The organism is Ruminiclostridium hungatei (assembly GCF_002051585.1).
Classification (GTDB): Bacteria; Bacillota; Clostridia; order Acetivibrionales; family DSM-1351; genus Ruminiclostridium; species Ruminiclostridium hungatei.
Window position 1 is genome coordinate 68,912 of record NZ_MZGX01000022.1, and the last position, 26,929, is coordinate 95,840.

At 40.4% G+C, this 26,929-nt stretch carries 31 protein-coding genes; all 31 read right to left on the reverse strand.

Annotated features, from left to right (window positions below):
* Nucleotides 1–7 precede the first annotated feature (7 nt).
* The 31 genes from rplR to CLHUN_RS15880 all read right to left on the reverse strand — a co-directional run bounded on the left by rplR (nucleotide 8) and on the right by CLHUN_RS15880 (nucleotide 26,785).
* Entirely contained in the window at nucleotides 8–376 is a 369-nt protein-coding gene (rplR, locus tag CLHUN_RS15730) for a 50S ribosomal protein L18 (RefSeq protein WP_080065584.1), read from the reverse strand.
* A gap of 17 nt (nucleotides 377–393) precedes the next feature.
* On the reverse strand, nucleotides 394–945 hold the full coding sequence (gene rplF, locus CLHUN_RS15735; RefSeq protein WP_080065585.1) for a 50S ribosomal protein L6: 552 nt from the start codon (nucleotides 943–945) through the stop codon (nucleotides 394–396).
* 178 nt (nucleotides 946–1,123) lie between these two features.
* A complete protein-coding gene (gene rpsH / locus CLHUN_RS15740) occupies nucleotides 1,124–1,522 on the reverse strand; it encodes a 30S ribosomal protein S8 (protein WP_080065586.1) in 399 nt (132 codons plus the stop codon).
* A gap of 25 nt (nucleotides 1,523–1,547) precedes the next feature.
* Complete coding sequence (locus tag CLHUN_RS15745; protein ID WP_080065587.1) at nucleotides 1,548–1,733, reverse strand: type Z 30S ribosomal protein S14; 186 nt, start codon at nucleotides 1,731–1,733, stop codon at nucleotides 1,548–1,550.
* A gap of 15 nt (nucleotides 1,734–1,748) precedes the next feature.
* Nucleotides 1,749–2,291: a 50S ribosomal protein L5 gene (gene rplE, locus CLHUN_RS15750; RefSeq protein WP_080065588.1), complete on the reverse strand. Its 543-nt coding sequence runs from the start codon at nucleotides 2,289–2,291 to the stop codon at nucleotides 1,749–1,751.
* Between the two features lie 27 nt (nucleotides 2,292–2,318).
* Nucleotides 2,319–2,660, reverse strand: a complete 342-nt coding sequence (gene rplX / locus CLHUN_RS15755; protein ID WP_080065589.1) for a 50S ribosomal protein L24 — start codon at nucleotides 2,658–2,660, stop codon at nucleotides 2,319–2,321.
* An 18-nt stretch (nucleotides 2,661–2,678) separates the two neighbouring features.
* Nucleotides 2,679–3,047: a 50S ribosomal protein L14 gene (rplN, locus tag CLHUN_RS15760; RefSeq protein ID WP_004626656.1), complete on the reverse strand. Its 369-nt coding sequence runs from the start codon at nucleotides 3,045–3,047 to the stop codon at nucleotides 2,679–2,681.
* A 78-nt stretch (nucleotides 3,048–3,125) separates the two neighbouring features.
* The gene (gene rpsQ, locus CLHUN_RS15765; RefSeq protein ID WP_080065590.1) at nucleotides 3,126–3,383 is read right to left on the reverse strand and encodes a 30S ribosomal protein S17; all 258 of its coding nucleotides are present in this window, start codon (nucleotides 3,381–3,383) and stop codon (nucleotides 3,126–3,128) included.
* A 226-nt stretch (nucleotides 3,384–3,609) separates the two neighbouring features.
* Nucleotides 3,610–3,813, reverse strand: a complete 204-nt coding sequence (gene rpmC, locus CLHUN_RS15770; protein WP_080065591.1) for a 50S ribosomal protein L29 — start codon at nucleotides 3,811–3,813, stop codon at nucleotides 3,610–3,612.
* Nucleotides 3,803–4,240 carry a 50S ribosomal protein L16 gene (rplP, locus tag CLHUN_RS15775; RefSeq protein ID WP_080065592.1) on the reverse strand — a complete coding sequence of 146 codons (438 nt, stop codon included), beginning with the start codon at nucleotides 4,238–4,240 and terminating at the stop codon, nucleotides 3,803–3,805. Before rplP ends, rpmC begins: the two co-directional genes overlap by 11 nt.
* A complete protein-coding gene (rpsC, locus tag CLHUN_RS15780) occupies nucleotides 4,240–4,908 on the reverse strand; it encodes a 30S ribosomal protein S3 (RefSeq protein WP_080065593.1) in 669 nt (222 codons plus the stop codon). The genes rplP and rpsC overlap by 1 nt, the downstream gene beginning before the upstream one ends.
* Before the next feature lie 19 nt (nucleotides 4,909–4,927).
* Nucleotides 4,928–5,272 carry a 50S ribosomal protein L22 gene (gene rplV / locus CLHUN_RS15785; protein WP_479692033.1) on the reverse strand — a complete coding sequence of 115 codons (345 nt, stop codon included), beginning with the start codon at nucleotides 5,270–5,272 and terminating at the stop codon, nucleotides 4,928–4,930.
* Between the two features lie 194 nt (nucleotides 5,273–5,466).
* Nucleotides 5,467–5,748, reverse strand: a complete 282-nt coding sequence (rpsS, locus tag CLHUN_RS15790) for a 30S ribosomal protein S19 (RefSeq protein ID WP_080065595.1) — start codon at nucleotides 5,746–5,748, stop codon at nucleotides 5,467–5,469.
* 133 nt (nucleotides 5,749–5,881) lie between these two features.
* Nucleotides 5,882–6,715, reverse strand: coding sequence for a 50S ribosomal protein L2 (gene rplB, locus CLHUN_RS15795; RefSeq protein WP_080065596.1), 834 nt, complete (start codon nucleotides 6,713–6,715; stop codon nucleotides 5,882–5,884).
* A gap of 27 nt (nucleotides 6,716–6,742) precedes the next feature.
* A complete protein-coding gene (rplW, locus tag CLHUN_RS15800; RefSeq protein ID WP_080065597.1) occupies nucleotides 6,743–7,096 on the reverse strand; it encodes a 50S ribosomal protein L23 in 354 nt (117 codons plus the stop codon).
* Nucleotides 7,096–7,719, reverse strand: a complete 624-nt coding sequence (rplD, locus tag CLHUN_RS15805; protein ID WP_080065598.1) for a 50S ribosomal protein L4 — start codon at nucleotides 7,717–7,719, stop codon at nucleotides 7,096–7,098. The genes rplW and rplD overlap by 1 nt, the downstream gene beginning before the upstream one ends.
* Before the next feature lie 25 nt (nucleotides 7,720–7,744).
* A complete protein-coding gene (gene rplC, locus CLHUN_RS15810) occupies nucleotides 7,745–8,383 on the reverse strand; it encodes a 50S ribosomal protein L3 (protein ID WP_080065599.1) in 639 nt (212 codons plus the stop codon).
* A gap of 178 nt (nucleotides 8,384–8,561) precedes the next feature.
* Nucleotides 8,562–8,873, reverse strand: coding sequence for a 30S ribosomal protein S10 (gene rpsJ / locus CLHUN_RS15815; RefSeq protein ID WP_080065600.1), 312 nt, complete (start codon nucleotides 8,871–8,873; stop codon nucleotides 8,562–8,564).
* A 557-nt stretch (nucleotides 8,874–9,430) separates the two neighbouring features.
* Nucleotides 9,431–12,631, reverse strand: coding sequence for a DUF5057 domain-containing protein (locus CLHUN_RS15820; protein ID WP_080065601.1), 3,201 nt, complete (start codon nucleotides 12,629–12,631; stop codon nucleotides 9,431–9,433).
* A 123-nt stretch (nucleotides 12,632–12,754) separates the two neighbouring features.
* Entirely contained in the window at nucleotides 12,755–13,549 is a 795-nt protein-coding gene (locus tag CLHUN_RS15825; protein ID WP_242656536.1) for a prepilin peptidase, read from the reverse strand.
* 3 nt (nucleotides 13,550–13,552) lie between these two features.
* Nucleotides 13,553–14,821: a hypothetical protein gene (locus CLHUN_RS15830; RefSeq protein ID WP_080065602.1), complete on the reverse strand. Its 1,269-nt coding sequence runs from the start codon at nucleotides 14,819–14,821 to the stop codon at nucleotides 13,553–13,555.
* A 21-nt stretch (nucleotides 14,822–14,842) separates the two neighbouring features.
* Entirely contained in the window at nucleotides 14,843–17,188 is a 2,346-nt protein-coding gene (locus CLHUN_RS15835; RefSeq protein WP_080065603.1) for a hypothetical protein, read from the reverse strand.
* A gap of 54 nt (nucleotides 17,189–17,242) precedes the next feature.
* Entirely contained in the window at nucleotides 17,243–17,719 is a 477-nt protein-coding gene (locus tag CLHUN_RS15840) for a type II secretion system protein (RefSeq protein ID WP_080065604.1), read from the reverse strand.
* A gap of 12 nt (nucleotides 17,720–17,731) precedes the next feature.
* Complete coding sequence (gene pilO / locus CLHUN_RS15845; RefSeq protein ID WP_080065605.1) at nucleotides 17,732–18,886, reverse strand: type 4a pilus biogenesis protein PilO; 1,155 nt, start codon at nucleotides 18,884–18,886, stop codon at nucleotides 17,732–17,734.
* Between the two features lie 2 nt (nucleotides 18,887–18,888).
* Nucleotides 18,889–19,458: a PilN domain-containing protein gene (locus CLHUN_RS15850; protein WP_080065606.1), complete on the reverse strand. Its 570-nt coding sequence runs from the start codon at nucleotides 19,456–19,458 to the stop codon at nucleotides 18,889–18,891.
* 53 nt (nucleotides 19,459–19,511) lie between these two features.
* Nucleotides 19,512–20,102: a prepilin-type N-terminal cleavage/methylation domain-containing protein gene (locus tag CLHUN_RS15855; protein WP_080065607.1), complete on the reverse strand. Its 591-nt coding sequence runs from the start codon at nucleotides 20,100–20,102 to the stop codon at nucleotides 19,512–19,514.
* Between the two features lie 196 nt (nucleotides 20,103–20,298).
* Nucleotides 20,299–20,838: a type II secretion system protein gene (locus CLHUN_RS15860; RefSeq protein WP_080065608.1), complete on the reverse strand. Its 540-nt coding sequence runs from the start codon at nucleotides 20,836–20,838 to the stop codon at nucleotides 20,299–20,301.
* A gap of 140 nt (nucleotides 20,839–20,978) precedes the next feature.
* Nucleotides 20,979–22,193: a type II secretion system F family protein gene (locus CLHUN_RS15865; RefSeq protein ID WP_080065609.1), complete on the reverse strand. Its 1,215-nt coding sequence runs from the start codon at nucleotides 22,191–22,193 to the stop codon at nucleotides 20,979–20,981.
* A gap of 51 nt (nucleotides 22,194–22,244) precedes the next feature.
* Nucleotides 22,245–23,354, reverse strand: a complete 1,110-nt coding sequence (pilM, locus tag CLHUN_RS15870; protein WP_080065610.1) for a pilus assembly protein PilM — start codon at nucleotides 23,352–23,354, stop codon at nucleotides 22,245–22,247.
* Nucleotides 23,355–23,378: 24 nt separating this feature from the next.
* Nucleotides 23,379–24,431 carry a type IV pilus twitching motility protein PilT gene (locus tag CLHUN_RS15875; RefSeq protein WP_080065611.1) on the reverse strand — a complete coding sequence of 351 codons (1,053 nt, stop codon included), beginning with the start codon at nucleotides 24,429–24,431 and terminating at the stop codon, nucleotides 23,379–23,381.
* A 26-nt stretch (nucleotides 24,432–24,457) separates the two neighbouring features.
* A complete protein-coding gene (locus CLHUN_RS15880; protein ID WP_080065612.1) occupies nucleotides 24,458–26,785 on the reverse strand; it encodes a type II/IV secretion system protein in 2,328 nt (775 codons plus the stop codon).
* Nucleotides 26,786–26,929: the final 144 nt, after the last annotated feature.

Genomic DNA, 26,929 nt, shown 5'->3' on the forward strand with positions numbered 1-26,929 from the left:
CCTTCTCTTAGAAATCCAAGCCTGCTTCTCTTGCAGCGTCAGCGAGCTCTTTTACTCTTCCATGATAGATATATCCGCCTCTATCAAATACAACTGCCTTTATACCCTTTTCAACAGCCTTTTCAGCTATTAATTTTCCAACTTCTTTAGCTGCTTCCTTGTTTCCGCCGTAAGCAACTTTTCCTTTCAACGCAGTATCAAGGGTTGAAGCGGATACAAGAGTATTGCCGGTTGAATCATCAATAATCTGAACATAAATGTTTTTTAAACTTCTGAAAACATTCAGTCTAGGACGTTCTGTTGTTCCAGCAACTTTTTTACGTACTCTAACGTGCTTTCTGAGTCTTATTTCGTTTCTGTTTTGTTTATTAATCATTTACTCTCATCTCCTTTCTACTTTTTACCCTTGCCACCAGTCTTACCTTCTTTACGTCTGATTACTTCATTTTCGTATTTGATACCCTTACCCTTATAAGGCTCAGGTGGTCTCTTTTCACGAATCTTTGCAGCAATCTCTCCCACTACCTGCTTATCTATGCCCTTAACAATTATCTTGTTGGGTGCAGGTACTTCAGTAGTAATCCCATCAGGATCATCCATTTCAACAGGATGTGAATATCCCAAGGTCAGTACCAGCTTCTTGCCCTGCTTCTGAGCTCTGTAACCAACACCGTTGATATCAAGAGCTTTCTGGTATCCGTTTGTTACGCCTTCAACCATATTGTTTACAAGTGTTCTGGTCAAACCATGAAGTGACTTGTGCATTTTTAAATCAGAAGGTCTTTCAACAAGTATTTGTTCGCCTTCCACTTTGATGATCATATCCTTGTGGAACTGTTTTGTTAAAGTTCCCTTTGATCCTTTTACTGTCAACACATTGTCGCCGCTCAGCTTTATGTCTACTCCCTTGGGAACAGCTATCGGCAACTTACCTATTCTTGACATGTCGTAACCTCCAGTTCTTAAAATTATGAGCGTTAATACGCCCTTTTCAGACCTTTTATCGCCACCAGCCAGATATATAAATCAGACTGGCAGCAAGTCAGGAAAAATATAAAATACTTTTCCAGTGTTTTTGTCGTGTGATTACGGAGTAATCCACTGCGCGAACATGTTCGCGCTTTTACCATACAAATGCCAGTACTTCTCCGCCTACGCCTTCAGTTCTGGCTTTCTTGTCGGTCATTATTCCCTTTGATGTTGAGATAATAGCTACTCCGAGACCGCCCAATACCTTAGGAAGCTCTTCCTTGCCGGCATATACTCTCAAACCGGGCTTGCTTATTCTCTTTATACCAGTTATAACATTCTGCTTGTTTCCAGTGTACTTCAAGCTAACTCTTATAACACCCTGCTTACCATCGTTTACTTCTTCAAAATTCCTAATATAACCTTCTTCCAGCAATATAGTTGCTATGGACCTCTTAAGGTTGGAAGCGGGTATATCAACTGATTCATGTTTTGCAGAACCTGCATTTCTAATTCTGGTTAACATATCAGCGATTGCATCAGTGATTTGCATATGTTTAACCTCCTTCCAAAGTCTATTACCAGCTTGCCTTCTTAACGCCGGGTATCTGGCCCTTGTACGCTAACTGTCTAAAGCACAAACGGCAAATTCCGAATTTTCTAATGTACGCATGTGGTCTTCCACATATCTTACATCTATTGTATGCCCGGCTGCTAAACTTGGGCGTACGCTGTTGCTTTATGATCATAGATTTCTTTGCCATGCCCTCAATACCTCCTTAGTTCTGGCTGAATGGCATACCAAGCAATTTCAAGAGCTCTTTAGCCTCTTCATCACTTTTAGCCGTAGTTACAAAAATTATATCCATACCTCTTATCTTGTCTATCTTGTCATATTCGATTTCAGGGAATATCAACTGATCCTTTATACCCATTGAGTAATTACCTCTGCCATCAAATGAGTTGCCGTTTAAGCCTCTGAAGTCTCTTACTCTGGGAAGGGCCACATTGAAGAGTTTGTCAACGAATTCATACATTCTTTCGCCTCTCAATGTTACCTTGCAGCCTATGCTCATTCCCTCTCTCAACTTAAATGCCGCAACTGATTTCTTAGCTTTTGTAACTATTGGCTTCTGACCAGTAATCAGTGTCATATCACTCACTGCAGCATCCATGGCCTTGGGATTGTCCTTAACTTCTCCAACGCCCATGTTAAGAACAACTTTCTCAATCTTAGGGATCTGCATGTTGCTGCTATATTTAAACTTTGTTTGCAAAGCAGGAACTGCTTCTTTTAAATACTTGTCTTTTAACCTTGCCATCCACAATACCTCCTTTCTTGTCGCGCTTTATTTCTTTTCAAGAATAACATCAATTATTTCGTCACACTTTTTGCAAGATCTAACCTTCTGGCCATTGTCGAGAATCTTCCTGGCCACCTTTGTAGGCTTGCCACATTTGTCACAAACCAACATAACATTTGAGCCGTCAACAGGTGATTCCTGATGGATTATACCACCCTGCTGATATCTGCCTCTTGGTTTTTTGTGCTTTGTTGACATATTTACGCCTTCAACAAGTACTTGATTAGTAGAAGGATTTACGCTTAATACCTTGCCCTTCTTGCCTCTATCTTTTCCTGAAAGCACAAGAACTGTATCTTCCTTTTTAACATGAACTTTGATTGCCAAATTAAGCCGCCTCCTTCCTTACAATACTTCCGGTGCAAGAGAAAGAATCTTCATGAAATCCTTATCTCTCAATTCTCTTGCAACAGGTCCAAATATACGAGTACCTCTTGGGTTCTTATCTTCCTTTATAATTACTGCAGCGTTTTCATCAAACTTGATGTAAGAACCGTCTGGTCTTCTTACGCCTTTCCTGGAGCGTACGATAACGCACTTAACTACGTCACCTTTCTTTACAACACCGCCGGGTGTTGCATTTTTAACAGAAGCTACTATTATATCTCCAATATTAGCATACTTTCTCCAAGAACCGCCAAGAACCTTAATACACATAAGTTCCTTAGCTCCAGTGTTATCAGCTACTTTCATCCTAGACTGGACTTGAATCATACTGGTACCTCCTTCCAATGATTCTGTGCGGTGAATTATAACCGCAGCGTAAATTTCTTTGACTATGAGACACAGCAATTATTGTGCCTTTTCAACAATTTCAACAAGTCTCCATCTCTTTTCCCTGCTCAATGGCCTTGTCTCCATAACTTTTACTTTATCGCCTATCTGACACACATTTTCCTCATCATGTGCCTTAAGCTTGTAAGTTCTCTTTACTATTTTTCCGTATAACGGATGCTTTACGCTGGTTTCTATAGCAACAACAATAGTCTTATCCATCTTATTGCTGACAACCTTACCAACCCTAGTCTTTCTTAACGCTCTTTCAACCAAGTGGAATTACCTCCTTTTCGAATACTCTGCACCAACCTTCATCACATGTTTGACGGTGTTATTACAATGCGAATTTAAGGATGTCCGTACTAATGTCCCACTCGCATTGAAGTCCACAATGTTTGCACTTGTGATTCCCTATGCGAAGTTCCACGTTGTTTACATGAGTGTTTGCTTCGCATTCTATGGTTAAGGTCTATTATAGCTTTGAGCAATGTAATCAATATTACTTCTCAACTCCGCTAAGCTCTTTTTCCCTTATTATTGTCTTTACCTTAGCTATGGACTTTTTAACATCCTTTAGCTTCATTGGGTTTTCAAGCTGATTTGTAGCAAGCTGAAATCTAAGCTTAAAGAGTTCAGACTTTAAATCGCCCAATTCCTTATTCAACTCAACAATATCCTTTTCTCTGATTTCACTAGCTTTCATTTGCTTCACCACCCATTTCTGTTTCGCGGGTTACAAACTTACATTTTACAGGAAGCTTGTGCATAGCGAGTCTTAAAGCCTCTCTAGCAGTTTCCTCCGGTACTCCCGCAATTTCAAATAATACTCTTCCTGGCTTAACTACTGCTACCCAGTACTCAGGTGAACCTTTACCGCTACCCATACGAGTTTCAGCAGGTTTCTTTGTAACCGGCTTATCTGGGAATATCTTTATCCAAACCTTACCGCCACGCTTGATAAAACGGGTCATCGCTATTCTGGCAGCTTCGATCTGGTTGCTTGTGATCCAAGCGGGTTCGAGAGCCTGTATACCGAATTCACCGTTGGATACTACATTACCTCTTGTAGCTTTACCGGTCATTCTGCCTCTGTGAACCCTTCTACGTTTTACTCTTTTGGGCATTAACATTACTTAACTCCTCCTTCCGCTTTTTTTTCTCTTTTAACAGCTGGAAGAACTTCTCCTTTATATATCCATACCTTGACACCAATCTTACCATAGGTTGTGTCTGCTTCAGCAAAACCATAATCTATGTCAGCACGAAGTGTTTGAAGAGGAATAGTTCCTTCATGGTAGTGCTCTGTTCTTGCGATTTCAGCACCGCCCAGTCTGCCTGCACATGCAGTCTTGATTCCCTTTGCTCCAAGCTTCATGGTTCTTGACATAGCCTGTTTCATGGCTCTTCTGAAAGATATACGCTTTTCAAGCTGTGATGCAATGTTTTCTGCAACAAGCTGAGCGTCCATTTCAGGACTCTTGATCTCAGTAATGTTGATGAGAACACTTTTACCTGTCATCTTTTCAACTTCTTTTCTGAGCTCTTCAATACCCTGGCCACCCTTACCGATTACAAGACCTGGCTTGGCAGTATTTACGTTGATTTTAACCTTGTTTGCCGCACGGTCTATTTCAATTCTTGATATGCCGGAGATATAAAGCTTCTTCTTGATAAACTTTCTTATCTGAACGTCTTCAACAAGATAACTGCTGAAAGTTTTGGCATTAGCATACCATTTTGTATCCCAATCTTTAATTATTCCGATTCTCAATCCATGTGGATTAACTTTCTGGCCCATCATCCAACCTCCTTCTCGCTTATTGTCTTTCCTTAACAATCAATGTTATATGACTGGTTCTTTTTTGAATTTTAAATGCTCTACCTTGTGCACGCGGCATTATTCTCTTCAATGTAGGTCCCTGTGTTGCAAATGCTTCAGCAACATAGAGTTCATCGTGATTCAAACCGTTATTGTTGACTGCATTTGCCTCTGCTGATTTAAGAAGCTTGTACAAAACTTCTGATGCAGCCTTGGGGGTGAATTTCAAAACACCATATGCCTCATCAATACCCTTGTTCTTAATTAAATCAAGCACTATTTTAACCTTTCTGGAGGAAATACGTGCATGCTTTAATATTGCTCTTCCTTCGTCCTTACCCACTCCGAGAACTTTTCTTTCCTTCTTGGTAAGAAGTGCAGGCTTATTAGACTTTGTATGCTTTGCATTTTGCTGCGCTAAAATCTGATCTTTATTTTTTAATAGCTCCTCTTTGGATAATACCTTTTTCTCCAACTGAATAGCCTCCTTTCAGCTTTTAATTCTTAAACTTAACTTTCAGCATGGAAATTACGCTGTTATCTTAATGAAGATGACTTTTCGTTTCCAGCGTGTCCCTTATATGTTCTTGTTGGTGCAAATTCACCAAGCTTGTGGCCAACCATTTCTTCAGTTATATAAACCGGTACATGCTTCTTGCCGTCATGAACAGCAATAGTGTGTCCAACCATCTGAGGGAATATTGTTGAAGCCCTTGACCAGGTCTTGATAACTTTCTTATCATTAACCTTGTTCATTTCTTCAATCTTCTTAAGCAATGAAGCCAATATATAAGGTCCCTTTTTAACTGATCTACTCATAATTTAAATCCTCCCTTCGCCGCTATCTCAAAGGATTTGGCGGAGCGGTTACCCCGCTCTCACTTCCAAGTCTCTAAAGATGAAGTTCTCTTTATGGAACAAAGTCCATTTCATGAACTTTATAATCCTTTTATTACTTCTGATTTCTTCTCTTAACGATAAATTTATCAGATTTGTTTTTCTTCTTTCTTGTCTTGTAACCAAGAGTAGGTTTACCCCAAGGAGTAACCGGGCTTGGTCTTCCGATTGGTGATTTACCTTCACCACCACCGTGAGGATGGTCTACAGGGTTCATAACAACACCACGAACTGTAGGTCTGACGCCCATCCATCTCTTTCTGCCGGCCTTACCGATTTTAACATTTTCATGTTCAATGTTGCCGATTTGTCCGAGAGTAGCCTTGCAGTTGATCCTTACCATACGAACTTCACCTGATGGAAGTCTTACCTGGGCATATTCGCCTTCCTTGGCCATCAACTGAGCTGAATTTCCGGCTGCTCTTACCATCTGTCCGCCCTTGCCGGGTTTAAGTTCTATGTTGTGAATCAATGAACCTACAGGGATATTTGCAAGAGGAAGTGCATTTCCTGATCTGATATCTGCTGATTCACCAGATTCAACAATATCGCCTACTTTTAAACCAACCGGTGCAAGAATATATCTCTTTTCACCGTCCACATAGTTAAGAAGCGCAATATTTGCAGTCCTGTTCGGATCATACTCGATTGTAGCAACTTTTGCCTTTATTCCGTCTTTATCTCTCTTAAAGTCTATAACTCTATATTTTTGTCTGTTACCGCCGCCCTGGTGACGAACAGTAATTCTTCCATATGAGTTTCTTCCCCCGTTTTTGCTGTTTGGCTGCAATAATGACTTTTCAGGTTCAACTTTTGATAATTCTGAATAATCCTGTGACGTCATAAACCTTCTTGCAGGGGTAATAGGACTATACTTTTTTACTGCCATCTCTTCTCACTCCTTTATAGCGTGTAATTACTGAGCAACTCCGAATTCTTCGATACTGCTCTTGTATTTCTTATTGTTTGATACTGCTTTACCGCCCGTTGTGAGGTATGAAACCGCCTTTGGATCAGTATCTATTTTAACTATGGCTTTTTTCCAGTCTGCGCGGGGTCCCTCGTGAACGCCGGTGCGCTTAACCTTGCCTTCATACTTCATGGTGTTAACCTGAAGCACCTTTACACTGAATAATGCTTCAACTGCCTTTTTGATCTCGGTCTTGGTTGACTTGACATCAACTATAAAAGTGTACTTACCGCTAGCAATCTCCATATTACTTTTTTCAGTTATATGTGGCTTTATGATTATATCTTGTGGTAATCTCATTATGCGTACACCTCCTCAACCTTTTCAACAGCATCCTTTGTTATAATGAATTTGTCATACTTCAATATATCAAATACATTTATAGTATTAACAAGTGCAGTTTTAACTCCGGGGATATTTCTTGCCGACTTTGCGATGATATCGTTCTTTGAGCCGATTACTATCAGCGCACTCGAATCAACCTTGAGGCTGTTGAGAACTCCTACCATTGCTTTTGTCTTAATAGCTTCCAATGCGAGGTTATCCAGTACCAGGATTTCATTTGCCGATACCTTTGAGGTCAATGCTGACTTCAATGCTATACGCTTAACCTTCTTTGGAAGAGTGTATCTATAGCTGCGTGGCTTAGGTCCTAATACAATACCACCTTTAATCCACTGCGCTGAACGAATACTACCTTGTCTTGCACGACCGGTTCCCTTTTGTCTCCATGGCTTTCTACCGCCACCTCTAACCTCACTCTTGGTCTTTGTTGACTGGGTTCCCTGTCTCTTATTTGCTAACTGATTAACCACTGCAGCGTGAAGAGCGTTCTTGTTTATGTCTGCGCCAAAAACATTGTCGCTAAGCTGGATATCTCCAACCACTTCACCTTTCATGTTATATAAATCAACCTTTGGCATGTGTTACTTCCTCCCTTCAACGTTATTATTTACCGGATTTAACCGTATTTTTAATAACAAGCAATCCGCCCTTAGGTCCTGGAACAGCTCCCTTTATAAGAATAAGGCTTCTTTCGCCGTCTACTCTTACAACTTCAAGATTCTGAACCGTAGTATTGTCCATACCCATGTGACCTGGCAGCTTCTTGCCCTTAAATACTCTAGCAGGGTTAGTGTTTGCACTCATAGAACCAACTCTTCTATGGTACATGGAACCGTGAGTTCCCGGACCACCCTTTTGTCCGTATCTCTTTATGGTACCCTGGAAGCCCTTACCTTTTGAGATACCGCTTACGTCTATTTTATCTCCAGCCTGAAACATTTCCTCAGCTTTAATTTCCTGTCCAACTTCGAAACCTGAAATGTCTTCAAATCTGAATTCCTTCAAATACTTCATTGGAGCCAGCTTAGTCTTTGTGAACTGTCCTAAAGCCGGTTTGCTGAGCTTCTTTTCCTGTACCTTTGCATATCCGACCTTTATGGCATCGTATCCGTCAGTATCAACTGTCTTCTTCTGAACAACAGTCAATGGGCCTGCTTCAACAACTGTTACTGGTATTACCAGACCATTTTCGTCAAATATCTGGGTCATTCCGATTTTCTTGCCAATCATTGCCTTTTTCATTTTTAAAATACCTCCTATGGTTATTGGTTCATAATCCATGTGTATCGGATACACACTGTGAATGTTATTCACGGGGCGCGGCTACACGCTATGAACATGACCTCTGTTACCCTGGCACTACAGAGATTATATTTTATCCCTGCAGAAATCAAACGGAAAACGCATTACCTGCGAATTATTAAAGCTTGATTTCTATATCTACGCCAGCTGGAAGATCCAGTCTCATCAATGCGTCAACAGTCTTTGGTGTTGGCAAAAGAATGTCAATCAGTCTCTTGTGAGTTCTCATTTCAAACTGCTCTCTTGAGTCCTTGTATTTGTGGGGAGCTCTTAAGATTGTAATAATCTCTTTTTCAGTAGGCAGCGGCACTGGTCCTGAAACCCTTGCTCCTGTCCTCTTAGCAGTTTCAACAATCTTCTCAGCTGACTGATCTAACACCTGATGATCGAACGCCTTTAATCTGATGCGTATTTTCTGTTTGTTTGACATACATAAACCTCCTCGTACGTTTTATTATTGTCACGTACAACAAGCATTCGTCTGTACACTATGCCGGGTGTTTCATACCGTTTTATATAAAAACCCAGATTGTTCTTATCCCGTAGAACTAAAAGTTCTATTGAGCTTATAAGCTCATTGGACAAACTTAACCTGGGCATTTAAAGCGATTATATTACACAGCAATATAAAACCTAAATGTACAGTGACTTGTCGCCCGGTTTCTTGAATCGGACATTCTCCGTGAAAGTTACCTATCTCTTACGTCCCTGAATTCAGGTACAGGATAGCAATCTCCCACTTCATCGTATGCCTTCGCCACAACATTCAATATTTTACTACATATTCTACACATTTGCAAGGATTTTTTTTAAAAATTTCTCGGAGTATTTCACTAATAAATCCAAGCTTTGCAGGTCATAAATTTACAACAAAGTGTTCCCTGCTTGATTAAATCTATATTTACTATTTTTATTTCCATCTTTTTTAAAATTATGAATCAGTCAGAAAGAACGCCATGTTTTAAACAAGGCGTTCTTTAAAAACAATCAGTTAATATCTATCGAACCCTGTACCACATTTATTTCGAAGGTTCCAACAATATCATTTCCCACAGGATCTTTATTTTCAGCCTTACAGGTTATTGTGACTTTACCCACTTTCTTTGCTGAAAATACTGCAGTGTTAGGCACTTCCTGGTATGTTTCGCCTACTTTAACAAGTTTAGGTTTAATTTCCCCGATCTTCGTATCATTAACCGACCATATAACTTTTTCATTTCTATATTTCTCAGGACTTATGGATACCTTTAAATCCTTCTTAGTCCAAATTACAGCAAGACTTGAGCCGGTTATTGAAAGTGTCGGAGGCTGATACAACTTTGGAAACTCTATAACCATTGTATTGTTATCATAATTTAGCTGTTGGCTGCCCAGCTTAGTCAGATTCTGTCCCACATTGCTGTTATTGACAGGCTTATACCCTTCCGGTAAAACTATACTTACACCATAATAGCCGGTGGGTACTGAGCTGAAACCGGCAATACCGGTACTGTCTGTGTCTGCTGTCCTGGGTACGAAGGCTGCATCCTCTGTAAACTGACCTGTTGCCTCATTTTTAATATATCTCTTGAGCGTTACCTTCTGACCCGCAAAAGCTTTTCCTTCATAGTCTTTCAGTTCTGCTGAAACATTTCCGGTTTTCACATTAATACTAATAGGATCGTTTATTGTTGCCGCTGCTCCTATTGCATCCTTATATGAAAGTATGGCATTTGTCGTATATGCTGTAACCGGTGCCTTGCAAACAAAGCTTACTTGACCGTTCTGGGTGATTGTATCAGGTGTAGGGGTAAAACGGACCGCGCTCAAATCCTTTGCGTATTGTCCATTGTTTACGCTGCCGCCGCCTATGGCTGTAATACTGCCAAATGTAGTGGAATTCAACTGCATACTGAGCTTAAGGTCCTTATAGGTAGTATTATAGGTAGTAGCCTGGGCATTTACCGAAATATTTATATTGTCTGTATCCCCAACCAGGGCATTTACTGTATTATGGCTCATACTCAATACCGGTGTGTTCTTATGGTTTATGGATATTTCCTTTGAACCCTGTGCACCTTTGGTATCGGTTACAACTGCCTTAATATTAAATCTGGTGACTGATTTTGCAACATTCTTCACCATTGCTACAGCTTTCTCTACCCCTATTACAGGAGCCTCAGAGCCTTCGAAGGTTGCTACACCTTCTCCCGCTTCATATATGCCATCACCGTCATTATCAATATAAACCTTGCAACTGCTGATTGCATCATTATCAGGGTCATTGGCAAGAAGTCTGAAGTTAAGGGTTCCCAGTGTATTGGCAATATCTTCGTCATTATTCAGTCCGAGTATCTCTACCGAGGGGGCATGATTGGCACCTTTTGAAGCCTTTAATATGGTATTTACGAACATCTCCAGTTCTTCGCCCGATGTAATTGGGCTGTGGCCTGTACCGGAGAAGGTCAGATTGCCTTTAAAATACGTATAATAGTCGTTGAGGCCGTCATACTCATGATACTTGTCCTCATTAACCGTAGGAGTGATCAACTTTGCTGTTCTGCTGCCATGTGTATATCTGTATTCATTTTTATATGTAAAAGCAGTAACTATATCAGGATCTTCGGGATTCAGCCTTATATATTGCAGGTGAGTTGGTGAAACCGTAATATCTCCTAAAATAAATGGATATTTCGTAATATTGCTCTCATTTATTTTTTTTGTCAATACAGTATCCGGAAACCGGCTGTCCCCATTTACATTTAACAGGGCAAGCCTGGTCATGCCTGTTGATACCGATATCCCGGAGGGCAAGCTCGAGTCGGTTGCAAAAGTATTCATGCCCAGTCTGTCCTTAAATGCTGTCGTCAGATTGCTCTTAGTGAAACCTATAGTATCGTGGGTAAACATTATGGCCTGGCCCGAATCGGCAAATGCCTCCATATCCTTGAGGGCCTGTCCTGACAAATCACCCTTGTATGCATCGTCAAAGCCGAAAATGACCATATCGTAATTTTGATTTAAAATTGTGGGCTTTCCGGCTACCAGCTTACCATAATTATCATTAAAATCCTTAATCTTCATTTCGGTAATTTGGATTTTATACTCACCGGGTCTTTGTAACAGATTCTTACCTTGGTAATTACTCAATGTAGATAATTTCAAGGTTGCATAATTATCACTATTGTCCGGCAGCAACTGAAGTACCCTTATATTGAGTTCCTCACCCTTGAAGGCGGCAAACCCGGTTTGATAGGCTTTAGCCCCACTGTCATCGGTGACCTCGATCTTCCATGGCACCACACCGGTATACTTGCTTGAAAAAAGGTAGTTGACCGAATAACCATTTACATCTCCTACATCTGTATAAGTTCTGGATACTTCATCGCTCTTGAATATCCCATCCCCGTTGCTGTCAATATAGAGGGTAACACTCATGGACTTATTACTGTTCCTGTTATCCAGGTTCATGACAAAGCTCATAAGGCCGCTGTTAACTGCTATATTATTTCCGTTGTATTCTGCAGGCCTTTGTGTCAATTGAAGCATTGGCCGCACATGTATTCCCGACTCTTTATATTTTTTCAAATTGTTTAATAAATTGGCGGTAGTACCTGCTTTTACATTGGTATAGCTGCTATTGTTTCTATAGCTGTTAAAATTCTTGTACAGCTTTGTAGTCTCCATACCTGACGCAAATACTCCGCTGTCAAATACCATAAGCTGCCCTGACTTAATAAAACTCTTGATCTTATTTGCAGCTATATCCGAAATATCGTTGCCGTTATAAAATTCCTTGTTGCCGGTTACAGAGGTGGCAACATTACAGTTTCCTGAGACTGAAGGCCCGAATCTTTTATAGACATTCTGCTGATAATATTTATTGTAGGGATCCGATGTAGAAATATTATTGCCTATATAGACAATGTCATAAGCTCCGTTTATTTCCTCCGCCTTTGATATAATCAGCGGCATAGGCATTCTGATTATCTCTACAGGCCTTTGGAAATATGTTTCAAGTGATGTTTCCATTGTGGCTGTGATGTCGTACGATGTTGTAGGCTGTATTTCCAGTATCCTGACCGGTTCGGTACCGGCGCTGCTCTCTACGGCTGTAACTGTGCCAAAGCTTGGAACCAACATGGTTGCAAGAAGCATTACAGCCAATAGCATACAACCCACTTTACCTTTTCTTGTTTGAGTATACATTTTTATACACCTCCATAAAAATATATGACAGTATTTTATTTATAATGAAAAAACTACACCCATTGTTTTTAAGCTTTTTCAATTATTTCTGATATATTGAGTATTATTTGGCTTAATGGCTGTTCAATGAAAATACATCCCCATGATCTGCCAGCCGAATAATATGGTTATAACTGTTCCCAACGCTATAAATGGCCCGAAGGGAATAGTATCTTTTCTATTGAGCCTCTTAGATATAATAAGAACAACACAAATCATAGCCGCTGTTACAATTGAGATAAAAAGTGCCACAATCATCATTTTCCACCCCAAAAACAAGCCGATCGGGAAAAGTACCTTTATATCTCCTCCGCCAATGGTATTCTCCGTCTTATATATGTATGCACCTGCTTTGGCCACTAAAATAAAAAACGTACTGCCTAAAAAGGCACCTAATATAGGGTTCCACCAGTTGCTGTCGCCGTATATGCCTATATGTGTAAAAAAACTTGAAATATACTGTATTGCCCCGCCTGCTGCAGCAACTGCAACCAATGAGTTTGGAATGATTCCGAACTCAAGATCAATAAAAAACATAACTATCAGTATGGATATCAGTAATGCCATTGCAAAAAATTCAATATTTATGCCATATTTATAAAACAAACAGACATACAGTATTGCAGTTGTAATTTCCACACACATATACCTGGGTGATATTTTTTCCCCGCAGTTACTGCATTTTCCCCTCTGAAACAGATAACTCAACACGGGAACAAGATTCAAGGGTTTCAATTTTTCATTGCAGCTTGTGCAGTGGGAGGAAACAGCTACTATGGACTCTCCTCTCGGAATCCTGCATATACAAACATTCAGGAAAGACCCGCAGCAAGCCCCTATGGCAAATACAAATAAAACAGTCAATACTTGAATTATCATTGTTTATTCCCCCGCCGGACTGTTCACGGTGTTTATGCCATTGAGCTTTATGCTTTCTATTTGAGGGCCCGCAGCCTTTTTTACCAATTTCACTAAATAATCAAAGCTGTATTCCTTTTCACTTCCGCTGATTCCGGTATTCTTGTTCATAGCAGCCTTGAAAGTGACAATATACCAACTGTTTTTTTCAGAATAGGCGGGATGCAAGGCAACATTGCAGGTATCCTTCAGTTCTCCTTGAACTCTTATGCTGTATATGTTGTTTTGCAGCAGCAAAGCCTCCTTGGAAAACTTTTCCCTATAATCCTCACCAATTGTCATGATATCCTGCTTTTCCTCATTTTTGGCTATGGACAAAGTGTTCATCAATTTGCTGAAATCTGCTATACCCTTATCCCAACTGCTATTGAGAAGAATGCGCCTCTCATTATCCAGATTGATTATATTTTCAAAGAAGGACACTATTGCAGCTTTCTCTTTATTATAGGTATCCCCATCCTGTTTATTTGCGTAATTTGTATTATCGGCGGTCTTTTCCAGGTTCAGATAGGGTATGCGTGCAATAAAATCATTATTATACCTGAAGAGCCTGTCCCTTGCCTTCTGTTTGAAGGTAGACTCTCTTGCCCTCAGAATCTTGTAATCCTTTTCCTCCTTCACCAGCTCAACGTCATATTTTGTCTGTACCAGAACAGTATCAATATCACTATCCGCCGGTGCAGTTATTTTCTGGTATGTATTAGCTTGCTCATTCAGCTTGTAGTTTTTTTCAAACAATCCGTCCATAATGCATTTTGCCTTTAAGTTCAATTTTACAAAGTAAAGCAGGCTGCCGTTATTTTCTTCTATATATGTAGCTTCAATCTGCGGTTGTTTGCTGTCTTCCAGTCTCATAAGAGGTGTATAGTCTATCAGGGTTATTCCGTTCATTCCCACGAACCTTGGAAAATTCAAACCGATTTCAGCATTATTGTTGCCTTCTTCTATTGTTCGTTTTGCAATAAAGGAGCGCAAATTATCAGGGATATTTCCGGACTCTGAATTTTGCTGATAGTTATCCACCGGTACGGAATACATTTTTACAAAATAATCCGATATCAACTTTTGAATTTTTTCATTATCCTCTTTACTGACAGCGGTTTGCCATGAAGCGGGTTTATTCCCGCCATTATCAGTATTCTGAGCTGTGTCAGCCTCTCCCGAAGCACACCCTGCCAGAAACAACGCAACGGTTAAAGTCCCTGCTAACGCCAATAACAGTATTTTTTTCATGTAGGTCACCTCTATACGAAATTAAAATATTGAATCCAAATCTATACCTTCATTTAAAAACTCAGTCAGTAAATTATACCTGCCCGGAAAAGTAACTCTTGCCAAGTCAGCTACACCACTGCCGGCAAAATGCACTCCAGCGTAGCTGCCATCATCCAGCCTTTGCAGGTTCTGGCCCTCCTTCAGTATCTGGGGAAGATAATTGGTAGTTACACCGGCTACAGTTTGCTGATCCGCTGAGGACTTATCAGGACTTAAATAGCCATATGCGGAATCGGGCGTGTAACCTCTTCCGGCAGCAATAACAGCACCGGTTACCTCTGCATCCTTCTTAAGTATCACCTTTCCCATACTGAATACTATTCCATTGACCCTTCCGCTGACCTCCAGCGTAACTTTCGGGTTGGAATTGATAAACAGGTAGTAATCATCTGTGGATATTGCTCCCGGTGTACTACTGCTGATTCGTTCATTCATTTGTGCATTAATATCAACAGCTCCAGGTGTCACTGTACTCAGATTTATAACATGTGGCTTTGTGCCGGTGCCGAATCTATCCTCCAACTTATCCCTGACACTTAAAAACAGGTTTGCGGAGCTTGCTTCGGTAGAAGGCTGGTTACTATTGAGAATAAAAGTATTTGTACCATCGAAATCTCTTTTTGCAAATGGCTGGGTCAACGGCCTGACCATATTCAATATCTCTTTGAGTTTCTCTGACATCCTGTCATCATCCAGATCTTGCCCCTTCCAATCCGAGGATATCTGGGGCAGGCCATCCTTCATATAATTGGGCCAACTGCTTGCCGGTTCGGTCACATAATCAATGGCAAGACCAGGGCCTGTGGTAACAAAGCTCAACGGCAGAATTTCAACTTCCATGTCTGAGGCATTGTACCTTGAACGGTTCATGAAATATATCCTGTCATTTGCACCGATCTCATAGTGACAAAAACCCGATATGGCAGGTGTATTTATATCGAAGCAGGTTGAGTCATTTGTCCCGCTGCCTCTGGCCAGATCAATTTGCTGCATCCATAAGTCTATATCATTGTCATCGATAAATGCTCTCTGCATCCAGCGCTGAAACAAGTTGACAAATCCGGTTGCAAGGCTCTTTTTACCATAAAGCCAACTATGGTAAGGGGAAACCCTGGGATCAATAACCCCATTATTTATTTCATCAAGATATTCCTTATACATAGGTGTGCCCAAGCTGCCCGACACCAGAACAGATGCATCCTCAATCTGTTCCAGCAGATTTGTCGGATTTCCGTCACTGTCCACATTGAAGGTTCCTCCGTTTATAATTACATCTCCGTTAATTACTATCCTGGATTTCATTGAGTCCTCAGAACCGGCATAGTGTATAATTGCACTGTTTACAATAGCACTGCTCTGGTCATGTGCCTTTGCATCCTTTTCATTTGTCAATCCAAGATAGCTGCCATTAATGGCAATGACGGAATCCTCACCATTCATCTCCAGATCATCAAAGGTGTACGCATTTCTTCCAACCACTATTCTCTCTTTTGTTCCGAATACCTGAATCCCGTTTGCTATTGCATCTCTGTATATGTATATAGAGCTGGGAGCCAGGCTGTTCATATTAAGGTACTCACCTGTTCTTATCAGTCCCCTGGAGTATGCATTTCCGTCTACGGACAAATGCCCGCCATCTTTGGCGTAAATGCCCCCATAGTAATATTGCTGCACTTGTTTTGCGTACTGAGGAGAGGTTCCGAAGGCTACGACATCTCCCTTAACCTGGGCGTTTATGTTCTCAACCATTAAATCTCCTATGGTGTAAATTGCAGCATTTAATTGAAAGTCCTTTGGTACATGCATGGTGACTTTCAAAAAAGAACTGATTTTTTTATTGGAGACTCTGTCTCCGAATCTTTCATAATCAGACTCTGCAGTCACACCAACGGTAACATCTATTTTACGCGGGTCATGGTCTTCAGAGGGCTGGTGCTTAATATACCTGATATCGGATATGGTGACAGTGGCAGTATCCCCTGTACCACCGGACAGGTCTATTTTATATATGATTTTTCCAGGCTCTGTTTCAAGACTGGCCTTTATATTCTCAATTACCTGACGGGCAAAAGCAACCTCGTCAGCTCCGTTCATTCCATTGGTATTACTTTCATTGGCACAATAATCTACGATATGGGAAAAACACCTTTCAATGCCTGTTTGTGCAGCATAATACGCTTTATCGGCCGTCTCTTCATGCTTGCTTATTTTATATCCCATAGTAGAACTGTCCAGAAGCGCCACTCCCAGGATGACAAGTATTGCCAGCACAACCACCACGGCCAGCATTACAGAGCCTTTTTGATTTTTTACAGGTTTTAGCATAAAAGTATTTTTCACCTCGCTTCAGTCCGTATTTTTATCTGCCGGCTATTTTGTTCATTGAAAATCCCGGCTGGAAACCTCGATTTTCAGTTCACTAAGAAATTTCTCCTGAGCTGTATACAATTTAATTGTAAGCCGGACTATATCCGGGGCCCCCATATCCTCATACCTTACCTTATACTTGTACTTTTCGGTTAAATTACCGGTCCCCAGCTCCAAAAATGCAGCAGTCTCATTGCCTACATGAGCATATATGGCATCCGGAGTTGGCCTTGAAGGATTAAGATAAATCTCTTTGTCGGGATCGCTGAAATCACACAGTCTAACGTCATTCTTGACGGACTGAACCACGTCGGCTTTGGCTATCTGCATAACAGCGTTTATTTCCAATTGATTGCCGGTCATTTTAGTCAGCAGTACCGAGTTTGAGAAAACCGCCATAAGCGGAATGGATATTATTCCTAATACAGCCAGTGCGGTAATTATCTCAGTTATGGTCATTCCTTTATTGTTTTTTAACAATTTAAACATATCTCCACCTTATTACTTTATTGTCACTTTTTCTTCATTACTTCCATTATCCATACCTTTTCCCTGCCGGTCATAAAGCCTGACTCTGTCGGATTTGTCAACAGATGTAATGTATAAGTTATTTCCTGAGTTGTTTTTGATATTCAGCTTTAAATTCAAGCCATTATTTTCTGAAACTCCAGAAAGCTGGACATTGATATACATATTTATATCCCTGTCGGGAACAGTTCCGCTCATTTTCCTGCTTTTACCCGAGGCATCTGAAACACTTATGCTATAGGAGTTTTTCTCAATGTTCATATCCATTGTCAGATATTTGTTGGTCTTAAGAGAAAGCCCGTCTTTTGACCTGTTAGGGCCAAAGACAATAAAATTATCGCCTGCGGCAAAAAAACTGTTCAGCTTGATTTCAAAATCCTTTGAATCAGAACTATTTGACGTACCTATATTTGTGGCAGTATCTGTCGTGCCTGCGGCTCCTGAAACAGAAGCTCCGAAGGCTGCTTCGGCTCCATAATCGAAACGGTTGAATTTATGCCTGCCATACTCATAAAGCTTGTCCGCCGCTTCCAGATTCAGCGCGAACATGCTGATATTCAAGGCTGCAATAAAATTTTTACCTTCCTGTGTTGTAGTAATTGCACTTTCTGAGGTGGTTTTTGCATTTTCTTCTCCTTCCTTTGCCAACCGGAAGGAGTTTACCTTAATTATTCTTGAGCTGCTCTCGATATACTCTACCATATCCATGATTTTGTTCAGCTTTGCTTTAGTGCTGAACTCTATTTTTATTTCATAATAAGCTGATTGGTTCACTTCTTTTTTTTCAGGCGCAGCTATATTAACACCCGTTATTTCACTGCCAACCACATTCGTGAGCCTATCCATATATTCTATGCAATCGGTAACATTGGTTTCGTTGTTCAGATAGCCTGCAAGTCTTTCATCCCCGGCCTGTTTTGACTGGAGTTCGGTCTTTTTCATTTCAAGATTCATAATATCGGTATCCAGGCTTTGCTTCTGTGACTCCAATCGTGAAATCTGATCTTTTTGCTCCCCTATCTCAGGTACTACAGGTATCCATATGAATTTGTAGAAAATGAATGCATATATCAATACTCCCAATGCACTTAATAGAATTATCTCATTTCTTTTAAGTTTAAAATTCATGGCTATACCCCCTGGTTGGTTTGGCTCAATTCTATTTTAAACGCAAGCTTGACATTGGCTTTATCATAACTGAAGGCAGCCTTGGAGGTATAGTCGGCGAATGCGTTTATACGTGTGAGATTTGATATGTACTCAGCCACAGCCGTACTGTCTTTTGCCACACCCGATATGGAAAGGCTTTTATCCCCGCACTGCAGGCTGTCAATTGTCACTCCCTTTGGAACCGACTGCTGCGCAAAGTTGATAATATCAGTTGTTAACAGCGGATTTGCGGTAATGCTGTCAATAACCTCCTTCTTCCCAGAAATATTGGACTGTATTGCAGCAATCTGCTGATTTATATTCTTGACCTCTGTGTATTTGTCACTTTCAACTTCAGCCTGCAATGCAGCAGTATGGCTTTCAAGAGCTTTAACATATATTTTGGGGCTCAAGATACTTCCTAAAACAAAAACCAGAGCCGCTACTGCTATTACAACAGCCTTTACAGGAATACTGCCTTTTTTTAAGTTTCTAGCCTTTGGAGCAGGCGCTGCCTTGGCCTCCTCAGGCATCAAATTTATATCTTTCATTTCAACCTCCACGTTCCCAGCCGGCAAATCCGGTCTGGGGAATTAACCCGGCCTTAACTATCCAATGTTTCTTTATATAATACAGATATCTCTGTCATTATTGCCTCTCTCATATTTTTTGCTGCTCCTTTGCCGGTATTTGTTTCTAACGGCTTGACCTGTATTGACAGTCTATGCCGTTCCGGATTGGAGAAGCCCCTTCGTTCAAAATTGCATTTATCCATATCCAGGCCTGTCACTACCTCAGCATAATCACTGTCTGTCAGGATATCGGCAATATTTTTTTCGCCGCTGTATTCAAGTATTCCTTCGCCGCCTACGGTGCCTCTTATTCTCCAATACCTGACTTTGGTGATAGCCGCAGGTGTGCCGCCATCATAATACCCCAGCTTCAGTGTGACTGTTTTCTGGTCACCGGAGGTTACCGATGAAGTGTCTACCGAGGCGGCCTCCTGCACATCTCCTCTTACATGGGAAAGCACATTGGTAACAGTGTACTGCTGGGCAACCAATCTGGTATTATATGAAAAAGTTTCCTGCCCGAACATATATAACTGCAATATGAGGGGCAGCACAATAGCTATCAAAGCTATTACGATAATCATTTCTACAAGGGCAAAGCCCTTGTTGTTTGAGGTTTTCATGATAACCACCGGCTTTCAAATAATTTTATATCATATGAACAAAATGGGTGGTGTATAAATTAAAGTCTTCTCCAACAAATTCTTAATTTTAAAAAATTAAAAACTTGTTGGAGATACTGTTATTTAATAAGTCTATCCACAAAAAGTATTACATTGCATACTTAGTTATACTTGATCTTATAGATATCAAGTGGCATTAATTTCTAGTTATTGCTGCATTACTGGTTGTACCAGGAGTACATTTAACATTTTGCTCATTTGAAAATATCTTAATGTCCCAACCTGCATATGTTCCACCTTTCCCAACCCTGTATTGCGGTAAATATGCATCTAGATTTTCACTAATACTTTTATCTGGATCTTTTCTGCTAAGGTATGGTCCAAACTTCTTACCGTTAATATCAATAGTACTCATAAGTGCCGTAACTACTCCAACATCAGTAAGACTGATTCCAGAACCGGACACTTTACCCGCCTCCAGCTTCCAGTCGTTTGAATCAATACAATATGTAAGCAATGCTTTCCCAATATTATCTCCTTGCTGTTCATCTGCTCTCTGCTTACTGTTATTGAGAACTCCCCCGAACATATTGAAAGCTATAACCGCCAGAACACCCATTATTGCTATAACAATCAGAAGTTCAACCAGCGAGAAGCCCTTATTATTCTTAATAAGTCTTTTCATTCTTTCACCTCCTTTTATTTCATCAGTAGTTGTTAATTCTGTAACCTTCATAATGTTTACTCCTTTCTGTTATTTTTACTTGGGTACTGCTATAAAAAGCAATTGGTCTTGACCAACAGCAGTTTATACAAAAATAGAAATGTGAAGTACAACATTAGCAAAAAAAGAAAGTAAAAGTATAACCATACGGTTTATACCGACATGTTCTGATAAATACTCATCATGGGATAGAGGATGCTTAATATTACGAAAGCGACGATTACTGCAAGAAATATTACAATGATGGGTTCGATTAGTGATGTTAGCTGCTGTACGGAGGTTTCAACCTCTTCGTCAAAGAAATCTGCAGCTTTGTCAAGTGAATAGTCCAGGTTTCCTGATTCCTCTCCGATACGTATCATGGAAACCATCATGGGAGGAAAGTACTTCATTGCCGCAAGGGGCTGGGACAAGCCCTTTCCCTGCTTTATATCTTCAATGACCAAATCAATTTTCTCTTCAATTATTATATTGCCCAACAGCTTCTGTACAACTTCCAGTGCCTGTATTATAAGCACTCCTGACGCCATCAGCGTCCCCATGGTCCTTGAGAAGCGTGCGGTTATTACATTCCTGGTGACCTGCTTTACAATTGGTAATTTTATTGCCAGGTTTCCGAAAAGATGTCGCCCGCTGTCGGTCTTCCTGTAACGGGAAAAGCCAGCAACCGCCCCCAGCAGAATGCCTATCATCAGCCACCAGAAGCTCTGGAAAAAGCTGCTTATACTGATGAGTACTTTTGTAAATATAGGCACTTCTACTCCAAAGCCGCCTAAAATACTGGAAAACGAAGGTACCACATTTACCATCAGTACAAATATAACCGCTACAGCTACCAAAAGCACTATAGCCGGATAGGTCATGGCACTTTTGATCTTCTGGTGCAGTCTGTTTTCCTTTTCAAAGTGCTCAGCCATTCTGGAGAAGGTTTTGTCCAGCATACCGCTGAGCTCTCCTGATTCCACCATGTAAATCAGTATTTCTGGGAAAAGATTGTCATGCTTTTTCATGGACACTGACAGTGCTGTTCCCTTTTGTATGTCTTCATAAATGTCTGAAATACAATCCCTCAGCGTTATGTTTGTGGTTTGCTCCTTCAAAACATCCAGCGCGGTGGCAATGGGAACTCCGGCCTCAAGTATTATGGCAAACTGTCTGCAGAATATGGCAAGGTCCTTGACCTTTACCCTTTGCTTGAAAATGGATATCTGGGAGATGTCGGTAAAGGCGTTCAGTTCTTTTGCCTCCACAAGTATGTATCCCTTTAGTTCCAACTGCTCAGCCAGGCTTTCCTTGCTGCTGAACTTGCTTCTTCCTTCCAGTATTTTATCCTCAATGTTTCTGGCCTTAAATTCATATATGGGCATATTTCCCTCCTGATAAAAACAGTTCTATAACCACAGCCTGGTTAAAATCAGTTACAGGGCAATTCCAAGCGCATTTGTCAGATAGTTGATCCTATTTATATCAAGATTTACAGAGAACTCAACGCCTGGAATATCTATGGAGTTGGTCTCATAGCAAGGCACCTTGAAAATACTCTCCAAATACTCTCTGAGATTGGGCAGTTGAGAGCCGCCTCCTGTTATGAGTATCTTGGTTATCTTTTCTCCTCCGCATCTGGCCGTATAAAAATCAAAGCAAATGTTGATGTTTTTGATAATCTCATTTACGACCACCTTTGAGGTTTCGCTGCAATTCCACTCCAGATCGTTGTTAAAGTCTCTCTTGAGAACAATGCCGTATTTCTTTTTATACTGTTCAGCAAAATCAATCTTTAATTTATCGGTTATTATTTTCTCAAAAATCTCTTTGTCTATATTGCTGCTTCCGATGAGAATGACCCTGTTGAATTCAATAACCTTGTTCTTCAATATATTTACTATTGTAGTCTCAGATCCGAAATCCAAAACCGCCACAGTTCCCGAATCAAATTTTTGATTGCGCTGTACCCGTATCCTGTCGTCCATTTCTCTGAGTCTTATCTCCTTATGGAACAGCTTTGCTATGCTGTTGGCCGGAGTATCCACAGAGATGGGTTTCAGGTTAAGGCTGTTTAATATGTCAACATAGCTGCTGATAATACTTTTCTTTACTGCCGTGACAAAAATCCTGCGCTTCTTCATGCCCCCCTTATAAACATAATCAAGAATTTTATAATCAACACTGTGTTCATCAATATTTATGGGCATAAAGCTTTCAATTTCTCTCATTACCTTATCCCCAACCTCATCTTCCGGCACATCGTCAATCATGATTATCCTTGTTATGATGTTTGTTCCAGACATTACGATTTTTGCTTCCTTTGCAGTAATATTGTTATCCTGCATCAATCGCTTGATTTCATCTATTACACGACCCTTATTCTTTATTGCACCATTTTTTATACAATCCTTCGGAGTGTTTCCGATGCCAAAATTGACAACTTCTATCGCATCATTTTCCTTTTTACGTATTTGTAAAACTTTAATCAATTTGAATCCTATGTCGATAGTTAAAAAGTAGTTGCTAAAAAATGAAAATGCCATTTCCATCCCCCCCTACCATGTTTTTTAAATCAATAATCTTTTTAGATTATCAATATCTATTGCAAACTCACAAGCTGACTCATAACTTATCTTTCCAGCTTTATATAATTTCGCTATGCTGATATCCATAGAATGCATCCCAAACTGAGCTCCATTATATATACAACTGTTTATCTGTGGTGTTTTAGCCTCTCTTATTAAATTCGAGGTTGCAGAAGTCAATGTCATAACTTCCGTTGCAACCGACCGTCCCATTCCATCCTTGTTGACAATCAGTTGCTGGGATATTATTCCCTGCAAAACCGTTGATAGCTGATTTCTTACCTGTGGTTGCTGATGAGGCGGAAATACATCTACAATTCTGTCAATAGTTTTTGCCGCACCCACCGTATGAAGCGTTGAAAAAACCAGATGTCCTGTTTCGGCTGCTGTCAAAGCTATAGATATGGTTTCAAGGTCACGCATTTCTCCGATCAGTATTACATCAGGGTCCTCTCTTAAGGCGGCCCTCAATGCTTTTGTATATGAAACCGTATCATTGCCTATTTCTCTCTGGTTGACTACACTTCTTTTATGCTTGTGCATATATTCTATTGGGTCTTCAATTGTGAGGATATGGCATCTTCTATTTGAATTTATATAATCCACCATTGCGGCCAGAGATGTGGATTTACCGCTTCCGGTAGGTCCAGTCACCAGTACCAGCCCTCTTTGCTTTGCGACAAACTGGTAAACCACCTGAGGAAGCCCCAGCGTCTCAATTTTGGGGATTTCGTATGCAATACTACGAAATGCCATGGCTACAGTACCCCGCTGTTTATATAAATTCACCCTGAATCTTCCTGTGCTTGGAATTGCGTAGGAAGTATCCATTTCACCGCTGCTTGAAAAAATGTTATAAGCTTCATCGCCTATACACTGCTTTGAAAGCTCCTCGCATTCTTTAGGAGTCAGCACCCGTTCATCCTTGTATACAAGCTCTCCGTTAATTCTGAAAACAATGGGAATACCCGCTGTTATATGTACATCGGAAGCTTTCTTCTGAAAACATTCTAACAAAATCTCATTTAAATCCATTAGTATCACCTTAACTGAAATATGATTCAATCCTTGCTGTATGTCACCCTTAACATTTCATCCATGGAGGTGGTGCCTTCCTTAACCCGTATGATGCAACTGTCTCTCAGGGTATGCATCCCAAGGCCTATTGAAAGCTCCTTCAGCTCGTCGGATGTGCAATTTTTTGCTATCATCTCCCTGTGCTTTCTGGTAATATTCATAATTTCGTAAATTGCAATTCTTCCTTTGTAGCCTGAATTGTTACATTCATTGCAGCCCGTTGGCCTATAGATTTTTACCTCCTCATCCGTTTCAAGTTTTAACATGGCCTTTTCATTTTCGTCAGGGATATGCTCCTCTTTACATGCCGGGCATAAGCGCCTTACCAGTCTCTGTGCAATAACACCCACAATTGATGATGAAATAACAAAAGGCTCTATACCCATATCAATTATTCTGGTTATTGAACTTGCCGCATCATTGGTATGGAGCGTACTTAATACCAAGTGTCCGGTGATAGCTGCTCTTGTAGCTATTTCAGCAGTTTCCCCGTCTCGAATTTCACCCACCATTATTATGTCGGGGTCCTGTCGGAGAAATGCTCTTAATGCGGAGCCAAAAGTAAGCCCTGCCTTTGAATTCACCTGCACCTGGTTTATGCCTTTGATAGCACATTCAACCGGGTCTTCAACTGTAAGAATATTTACATTTGGCTTGCTCAGTTCTCTTAGAGCGGTATACAGGGTAGTGGACTTTCCGCTTCCCGTCGGCCCGGTTACAAGTACAATTCCATGAGGGTTGTCCATAATGTCGTTAAAATTCTGCATATCATCGTCCAATAGTCCTAAATCCTTTTTCGAAACATTGAATGCATCCTTGTCTGCAATTCTGATTACCACTTTTTCGCCATGGACTGTAGGAAGTATGGAAACACGCATGTCAAAATTTTTCCTATTGACGGTAATAGTTATCCTTCCATCTTGAGGTATCCTCTTTTCAGCAATATTAAGAGCACTGATTATTTTTATTCTGGCAACCATGGAGGACAATATCTTCTTATCATGCTTCATTATTTCAAGCAGTTGACCGTCCACCCTGAAGCGGATGACTATACAATCCTCATATGGCTCTATATGTATGTCACTTGCCCTTTGTGCAATAGCCTTTTGGAAAATAATATTGACCATTTTTACAATAGGAGCATTGGATACATCACTTAAGTCGTTCAAATCCTCTTCTTGCTGTACAGTTTTTATTTCAACTGCGATTTCTTCATTTACCTTCTTCATCTCTTCATCAAGATCGGCATTGAAGAATTCTTTCTGCTTATCTGCTATGAGGGTATCCACAGGAACTTCCAGTGTCTCTTCCGGCTGTGGTACAATTGGTTTCTCGTAGTATTGGTCTATTTTTTCAGATATGTATTCTTCTTTTGCAAGCAACGGTATGATTTCCATACCTGTCAGCAGTCTCAGATCGTCAAGTGCAAATACATCGGAAGGGTCAGCCATTGCGACTTTAAGATTATCTCCATCCTGCTCCACAGGAATGAGATTATATCTTCTTGATAAATTTTCCTTGACCAGGCTTATTGTTTCAGCAGGAATTTCTACCTCTCTTAAATCTATAAAGGAGGTATTTAATTGAACTTCAAGAAACTTGAATAATACATGCTCCTGCACGAAGTTTTCTTTAACCAGTATTTCACCCAGCTTACCGCCTTTATCAGCCTGTATCTGCAGGGCTTCTTCAAGCTTTTCCTCTGTGAGAACCCCGCTATTAACCAAAAGTCCTCCCAACTGACTTTTAAATATGGGAGAATTGCTCCTGTTTTGAACATCTAGTATCTTCTGAATCTTTGATTTATCCAAATCCGCCAGATCCTCTTCACTTAGACGCAGTTCCTTGAGCTGATCAATTTTTTCCTGTTTGATTTCCTTCTTATATGTCTTTTCAATGAGGCTCTCAATCTCTTTTTCTGCTCCTAAAACCTGATGGATTTGATATTTTGTGCAAAGTGCCAAATCATCCAAGGCATACAAATCCGCAGGGTCCTTCATTGCCACAAACAGACTGCTGCCATCCAACTTGTAAGGTATTGCACAATGCTTTCTTGCAACAGACTCAGGAATGGATTTTTGCAGGTTCATATCACCTAATTCCAAATTTTCCAAATCTGCAAACGCAATATTCATACTTTTTGCTCTGGCAAATAATGCTTGTTTCTCAGTTATCACACCATTTTCAAGCAAAACATCAAGAATCGGCTTGTTTGCAGAAGCATTGAGACTCCAGGCTTCTTTTAGCTGGGCTATTTTTATGATGCCTTCCTCAAGAAGTATGTCTTCAATTTCTTTCTGAGCTGTATCCAATGCAAATCACCTCATTAATATTATTTAATTTTGTATTAACAGATGTAAATGATTAATTAGTCACAAATTAATAGTCATATTTTACGATTTTTTGTATTTATCATTATTTTTTTCTATTTTGTATACATATGTATCCTATGGTAT

Bases quoted from the DNA above. Each gene is read 5' to 3' on its own strand.
- rplR (WP_080065584.1), bottom strand. From the start codon at position 376: ATGATTAATAAACAAAACAGAAACGAAATAAGACTCAGAAAGCACGTT.
- rplF (WP_080065585.1), bottom strand. From the start codon at position 945: ATGTCAAGAATAGGTAAGTTGCCGATAGCTGTTCCCAAGGGAGTAGAC.
- rpsH (WP_080065586.1), bottom strand. From the start codon at position 1,522: ATGCAAATCACTGATGCAATCGCTGATATGTTAACCAGAATTAGAAAT.
- CLHUN_RS15745 (WP_080065587.1), bottom strand. From the start codon at position 1,733: ATGGCAAAGAAATCTATGATCATAAAGCAACAGCGTACGCCCAAGTTT.
- rplE (WP_080065588.1), bottom strand. From the start codon at position 2,291: ATGGCAAGGTTAAAAGACAAGTATTTAAAAGAAGCAGTTCCTGCTTTG.
- rplN (WP_004626656.1), bottom strand. From the start codon at position 3,047: ATGATTCAAGTCCAGTCTAGGATGAAAGTAGCTGATAACACTGGAGCT.
- rpmC (WP_080065591.1), bottom strand. From the start codon at position 3,813: ATGAAAGCTAGTGAAATCAGAGAAAAGGATATTGTTGAGTTGAATAAG.
- rplP (WP_080065592.1), bottom strand. From the start codon at position 4,240: ATGTTAATGCCCAAAAGAGTAAAACGTAGAAGGGTTCACAGAGGCAGA.
- rpsC (WP_080065593.1), bottom strand. From the start codon at position 4,908: ATGGGCCAGAAAGTTAATCCACATGGATTGAGAATCGGAATAATTAAA.
- rpsS (WP_080065595.1), bottom strand. From the start codon at position 5,748: ATGAGTAGATCAGTTAAAAAGGGACCTTATATATTGGCTTCATTGCTT.
- rplB (WP_080065596.1), bottom strand. From the start codon at position 6,715: ATGGCAGTAAAAAAGTATAGTCCTATTACCCCTGCAAGAAGGTTTATG.
- rplW (WP_080065597.1), bottom strand. From the start codon at position 7,096: ATGAGATTACCACAAGATATAATCATAAAGCCACATATAACTGAAAAA.
- rplD (WP_080065598.1), bottom strand. From the start codon at position 7,719: ATGCCAAAGGTTGATTTATATAACATGAAAGGTGAAGTGGTTGGAGAT.
- rplC (WP_080065599.1), bottom strand. From the start codon at position 8,383: ATGAAAAAGGCAATGATTGGCAAGAAAATCGGAATGACCCAGATATTT.
- rpsJ (WP_080065600.1), bottom strand. From the start codon at position 8,873: ATGTCAAACAAACAGAAAATACGCATCAGATTAAAGGCGTTCGATCAT.
- CLHUN_RS15820 (WP_080065601.1), bottom strand. From the start codon at position 12,631: ATGTATACTCAAACAAGAAAAGGTAAAGTGGGTTGTATGCTATTGGCT.
- CLHUN_RS15825 (WP_242656536.1), bottom strand. From the start codon at position 13,549: ATGATAATTCAAGTATTGACTGTTTTATTTGTATTTGCCATAGGGGCT.
- CLHUN_RS15830 (WP_080065602.1), bottom strand. From the start codon at position 14,821: ATGAAAAAAATACTGTTATTGGCGTTAGCAGGGACTTTAACCGTTGCG.
- CLHUN_RS15835 (WP_080065603.1), bottom strand. From the start codon at position 17,188: ATGCTAAAACCTGTAAAAAATCAAAAAGGCTCTGTAATGCTGGCCGTG.
- CLHUN_RS15840 (WP_080065604.1), bottom strand. From the start codon at position 17,719: ATGTTTAAATTGTTAAAAAACAATAAAGGAATGACCATAACTGAGATA.
- pilO (WP_080065605.1), bottom strand. From the start codon at position 18,886: ATGAATTTTAAACTTAAAAGAAATGAGATAATTCTATTAAGTGCATTG.
- CLHUN_RS15850 (WP_080065606.1), bottom strand. From the start codon at position 19,458: ATGAAAGATATAAATTTGATGCCTGAGGAGGCCAAGGCAGCGCCTGCT.
- CLHUN_RS15855 (WP_080065607.1), bottom strand. From the start codon at position 20,102: ATGAAAACCTCAAACAACAAGGGCTTTGCCCTTGTAGAAATGATTATC.
- CLHUN_RS15860 (WP_080065608.1), bottom strand. From the start codon at position 20,838: ATGAAGGTTACAGAATTAACAACTACTGATGAAATAAAAGGAGGTGAA.
- CLHUN_RS15865 (WP_080065609.1), bottom strand. From the start codon at position 22,193: ATGCCCATATATGAATTTAAGGCCAGAAACATTGAGGATAAAATACTG.
- pilM (WP_080065610.1), bottom strand. From the start codon at position 23,354: ATGGCATTTTCATTTTTTAGCAACTACTTTTTAACTATCGACATAGGA.
- CLHUN_RS15875 (WP_080065611.1), bottom strand. From the start codon at position 24,431: ATGGATTTAAATGAGATTTTGTTAGAATGTTTTCAGAAGAAAGCTTCC.